Here is a 5,372-nt window from a genome sequence, read left to right as displayed (position 1 = left end):
TATTCAAGCACAAAAAAAGACCCCCGAAGGGGTCTTGCACATTTGCATGTGCCCTGCGCGAGCACGGCTCCCTATCCTTCCACAGCCTAGCGCTGCAGTACTTTCGGCGACGACGGGCTTAACTACCGAGTTCGGAACGGGATCGGGTGATCCCCGTCTCTATTGCCGCGCTCGCGCAAGGCGCAAGCACATGGCAGGTTTAAAACTGCACAAGCACGTTTTTAACTGCCTAGGGTAGTGTACCCTAACAGCTACATAGTGTCCATGATTGAATCGCAATATGCATGATATGCAAAAGATAAAAATGAAGAGCTCGACCGATTAGTAACGCTCGTCTAAACTTCTCACGAAGCGTGCAACTGCGTCCTATCAACCTAGTAGTCTACTAGGGGTCTTACCAAAAAGAGGGCTCATCTTGAAGACGGCTTCCCGCTTAGATGCCTTCAGCGGTTATCCGCGCCGGACGCGGCTAAGCAGCCATGCCGTTGGTCGACAACTGCCGCACCGGAGGTCCGTCCACCCCGGTCCTCTCGTACTAGGGGTGGGTCTTCTCAACCCTCTTACGTCTGCGGAGGATAGGGACCGAACTGTCTCACGACGTTCTGAACCCAGCTCGCGTACCGCTTTAATGGGCGAACAGCCCAACCCTTGGGACCGACTCCAGCCCCAGGATGCGATGAGCCGACATCGAGGTGCCAAACCTTGCCGTCGATGTGGACTCTTGGGCAAGATCAGCCTGTTATCCCCGGAGTACCTTTTATCCGTTGAGCGACGGCCATTCCACTCTGAGCCGCCGGATCACTAGAACCTGCTTTCGCACCTGCTCGGCTTGTAGGCCTCGCAGTCAAGCCCGCTTGCACTCTTGCGCTCTCGGGACGATTGCCAACCGTCCTGAGCGGACCTTCGTGCGCCTCCGTTACATTTTAGGAGGCGACCGCCCCAGTCAAACTGCCCACCTGACACGGTCCTTTTGCCTGATAAGGCTAAAAGTTAGGCCGCCGGCGCGAAGAGGGCAGTATTCCAAGGGTGACTCCACCAAAGCTGGCGCCTCGGTTTCAAAGTCTCCTGCCTATCCTCTACGCTCCGTGCCAACGGCCAATGCCAAGCTGCAGTGAAGGTTCACGGGGTCTTTCCGTCCTTCCGCAGATAGCTCGCATCTTCACGAACAATGCAATTTCACCGGGTCCGTGGTCGAGACAGCGCCCAAGTCGTTACGCCATTCGTGCAGGTCGGAACTTACCCGACAAGGAATTTCGCTACCTTAGGACCGTTATAGTTACGGCCGCCGTTTACTGGGGCTTAGTTTCTATGCTTCGCTTACGCTAACACTTCCACGTAACCTTCCAGCACCGGGCAGGCGTCAGACCCTATACATCGTCTTTCGACTTAGCAGAGTCCTGTGTTTTTGATAAACAGTCGCTTGGGCCAATCCGCTGCGGCCTTACAAAGCTTCGAGAGTAAATCTCTACACCTCACAAGGCACCCCTTCTTCCGAAGTTACGGGGCCATTATGCCGAGTTCCTTGACCACGGTTCCCCCGATCGCCTCGGTATGCTCTACCTGCCCACCTGTGTCGGTTTTGGTACGGGCACTATTCATACTCACATACGCGGTTTTTCTTGAAAGCAGGGACTCTGCAGCTTCGTCAATAAAGACTTCGTCTCACATCTCAACCATACAGATGGCGTACTTTACAACCATCAAGTCTACATGCTTTCACGTGGACGTCCAGAACCACGCCTGCATATCCTTCTTTGTCACCGCTTATGCTCAAACGTATAAATAGTGGTACAGGAATATCAACCTGTTGTGCATCGGCTGCGCCTTGCGGCCTCACCTTAGCTCCCGACTGACCCTGGGGGGATTAGCCTCGCCCAGGAACCCTTAGGCTTACGGCGGAAGAGTTTCTCGCTCTTCTCTCGCTACTCATGCCAGCATTCTCACTCCTTGCATGTCCACGGCAGGTCACCCTTACCGCTTCAACCCTACAAGGACGCTCCCCTACCGCTAAAACAAGCATGTTTTAACCCGTCGCTTCGGCGTCGTATTTAGCCCCGTGTATTGTCGGCGCGCTCCCACTCGACCAGTGAGCTGTTACGCACTCTTTAAATGTATGGCTGCTTCTAAGCCAACATCCTGGCTGTCTGGGCGAGCGCACATCCTTTGCCACTTAACACGAACTTAGGGGCCTTAGCGGACGGTCTGGGCTGTTTCCCTCTTGAGCACGCGGCTTAGCCCACGCACTCTGACTCTGAACCTTTAAAGCTGTGGCATTCGGAGTTTGGTTTTCTTCGGCAGGCGGTGAAGCCCCCTAGGAAATCCAGTGCTCTACCACCATAGCTGAACAGTTCAGGCTAGCCCTAAAGCTATTTCGGGGAGAACGAGATATCTCCAGGTTTGATTGGCCTTTCACCCCTATCCTCAGGTCATCCCCTCCGTTTTCAACCGAAGTGGGTTCGGCCCTCCACGGGGTCTTACCCCCGCTTCAGCCTGCCCAAGGATAGCTCACCTGGCTTCGCGTCGGCAGCATATGACTTAATCGCCCTTATCAGACTCGCTTTCGCTTTGGCTCGTTTCTAAACTTAACCTTGCCACATACCGCCACTCGCTGGCTCATTCTACAAAAGGCACGCCGTCACAGTGTTACCACTGCTCCGACTGCTTGGAGGCGTACGGTTTCAGGTACTATTTCACTCCCCTCTCGGGGTGCTTTTCACCTTTCCCTCACGGTACTGGTTCGCTATCGGTCACAGGAGAGTATTTAGCGTTGGAGGGTGGTCCCCCCAGATTCGAGGCGGGTTTCACGTGCCCGCATCTACTCGGGTGTCAACTTAAAGGTGTATGAAGTTTCATATACGGGGCTTTCACCCTTTATAGCCAGATTTTCCAAACTGTTCTACTACTCTCATACATTTTTTACCTTTTTACAGTGCTCGAACACTGTAGGTGCTGATCCCACAACCCCTTTATGGTGAAGCTTCGAGGCCATAAACACATAAAGGTTTGCGCTTCTGCGCGTTCGCTCGCCGCTACTAGCGCAATCTCGGTTGATTTCTCTTCCTCTGGGTACTTAGATGTTTCAGTTCCCCAGGTTATCTCTCTAAGTTCTATGTATTCAAACTTAGGTAAATAGACATAACTCTATTTGGGTTGCCCCATTCGGAGATCTGCGGATCAAAGGCTGTTTGCGCCTACCCGCAGCTTATCGCAGCTTACCACGTCCTTCATCGGCTTCCTGTGCCAAGGCATCCGCCGTACGCCCATAGTATCTTAACTTTTATCCGTATAAACTAAGTACCTTCACATATGTGAAGTTCTATGGGTATTTGTTGCATATCGCGCATTAAAAAATTGCGATCGTTTGATGCGATTACTAAACATAATCGTATCGTTGATTTTCAGGGAATCGTATTATCGATTCACCATCGAATATATCGATGGAACACTATGTAGCTGTCAAGGTACACCGATAAGTTTTGATTACTCAAAGCTTATCTGAGGGTATAAAACCCTCAAAACCGAATGCTGAACAAGAAGGATGGACGGAATATCCTGTTCTTTCTAGCCACAATGTGGGCAAAGAGATAAACTCCCTAGAAAGGAGGTGATCCAGCCGCACCTTCCGGTACGGCTACCTTGTTACGACTTCACCCCCCTCACCCTCCACACCTTCGACGCCTCCGTCCCCAAAGGGGTTCGGCCGGCGGCTTCGGGTGCAGACGACTCGGGTGGTGTGACGGGCGGTGTGTACAAGGCCCGGGAACGCATTCACCGCGGCGTGCTGATCCGCGATTACTAGCAACTCCGGCTTCATGGAGGCGGGTTTCAGCCTCCAATCCGAACTGGGACCGGCTTTACGGGATTCGCTTCCTATCGCTAGGTTGCAGCCCGCTGTGCCGGCCATTGTAGCACGTGTGCGGCCCAGGGCATAAGGGGCATGATGACTTGACGTCATCCCCGCCTTCCTCCGGCTTGACGCCGGCAGTCCCCCGCGAGTCCCCAACTAAATGCTGGTAACACGGGGCAGGGGTTGCGCTCGTTGCGGGACTTAACCCAACATCTCACGACACGAGCTGACGACAGCCATGCACCACCTGTGTAGGCTCCTTTCGGCCACGACGTTTCCGCCGCTTCACCTACATGTCAAGCCCTGGTAAGGTTCTTCGCGTTGCTTCGAATTAAGCCACATGCTCCGCTGCTTGTGCGGGCCCCCGTCAATTCCTTTGAGTTTTAGCCTTGCGGCCGTACTCCCCAGGCGGAGCGCTTAATGCGTTAGCTTCGGCACGGAAGATGTAATCTCCCACACCCAGCGCTCATCGTTTACGGCTGGGACTACCAGGGTATCTAATCCTGTTCGCTCCCCCAGCTTTCGCGCCTCAGCGTCAGTGACGGCCCAGCAGACTGCCTTCGCCGTTGGTGTTCTTCCCGATATCTGCGCATTCCACCGCTACACCGGGAATTCCATCTGCCTCTACCGCACTCGAGTCGTCCAGTTCGGAACCCGGCTCGAGGTTAAGCCCCGAGATTAGAGGTTCCGCTTGAGCAACCGCCTGCGCGCGCTTTACGCCCAATGAATCCGGATAACGCTCGCCCCCTACGTATTACCGCGGCTGCTGGCACGTAGTTAGCCGGGGCTTCTTCTGCAGGTACCGTCGATGTCTTCCCTGCTGAAAGCGGTTTACAACCCGAAGGCCTTCATCCCGCACGCGGCGTTGCTGCGTCAGGGTTTCCCCCATTGCGCAATATTCCCCACTGCTGCCTCCCGTAGGAGTCTGGGCCGTATCTCAGTCCCAATGTGGCCGGTCGGTCTCTCAACCCGGCTACCCATCATCGGCACGGTGGGCTTCTACCCCGCCGTCTACCTAATGGGCCGCGACCCCATCTCTTACCGCAAAAGCTTTCCCGCATACATCATGTGATATGTGCGGAGTATTTGGTATTAGCCAGAATTTCTTTTGGTTGTCCCAATGTAAGAGGCAGGTTGGTCACGTGTTACTCACCCGTTCGCCACTCTATACACACCCGAAGGTGCTTTAATCGTTCGACTTGCATGTGTTAGGCACGCCGCCAGCGTTCATCCTGAGCCAGGATCGAACTCTCCGTTCGAAATAGCTCTTTTAGCTTTTTAAGCATTTTTTATAAAGAAAATAACTTAAGGGTCCGTCCAGAAATGCTTGTTTACCAAGCATAACCGATGGATTCATTTGAATCGCTTTGCTTCGATTTCTCTTGTTCAGTATCCGGTTTTGAAGGTTCTAAGCACTAACGCTTTTGTCGTTAGCGCAAGGAGATATTCTAGGGAACTTCGCGAGGTAAGTCAAGTACCTTTCTTCGGAAATTTTGAAAAATTTCTGAAGGGGTACGTGTGCAGG

Annotated in this window: 3 rRNA genes; all 3 read right to left on the bottom strand. The window is 53.4% G+C overall.

Annotation, left to right across the window (positions count from 1 at the left end):
- Positions 1-58: 58 nt before the first annotated feature.
- The 3 genes from rrf to HMPREF3190_RS00210 all read right to left on the bottom strand — a co-directional run bounded on the left by rrf (position 59) and on the right by HMPREF3190_RS00210 (position 5,106).
- Positions 59-173: ribosomal RNA gene (gene rrf, locus HMPREF3190_RS00220) — 5S ribosomal RNA — on the bottom strand.
- A gap of 128 nt (positions 174-301) precedes the next feature.
- A 23S ribosomal RNA gene (locus HMPREF3190_RS00215) occupies positions 302-3,276 on the bottom strand.
- 321 nt (positions 3,277-3,597) lie between these two features.
- Positions 3,598-5,106, bottom strand: a 16S ribosomal RNA gene (locus HMPREF3190_RS00210).
- Together the 16S, 23S and 5S rRNA genes form the textbook arrangement of a ribosomal RNA operon.
- Between the last annotated feature and the right edge of the window lie 266 nt (positions 5,107-5,372).

The organism is Umbribacter vaginalis (assembly GCA_001552935.1).
Lineage (GTDB): Bacteria > Actinomycetota > Coriobacteriia > Coriobacteriales > Eggerthellaceae > Berryella > Berryella vaginalis.
The sequence above is the reverse complement of the archived record's forward strand: the minus strand, read 5'-3'. Positions and strand labels throughout refer to the sequence as shown.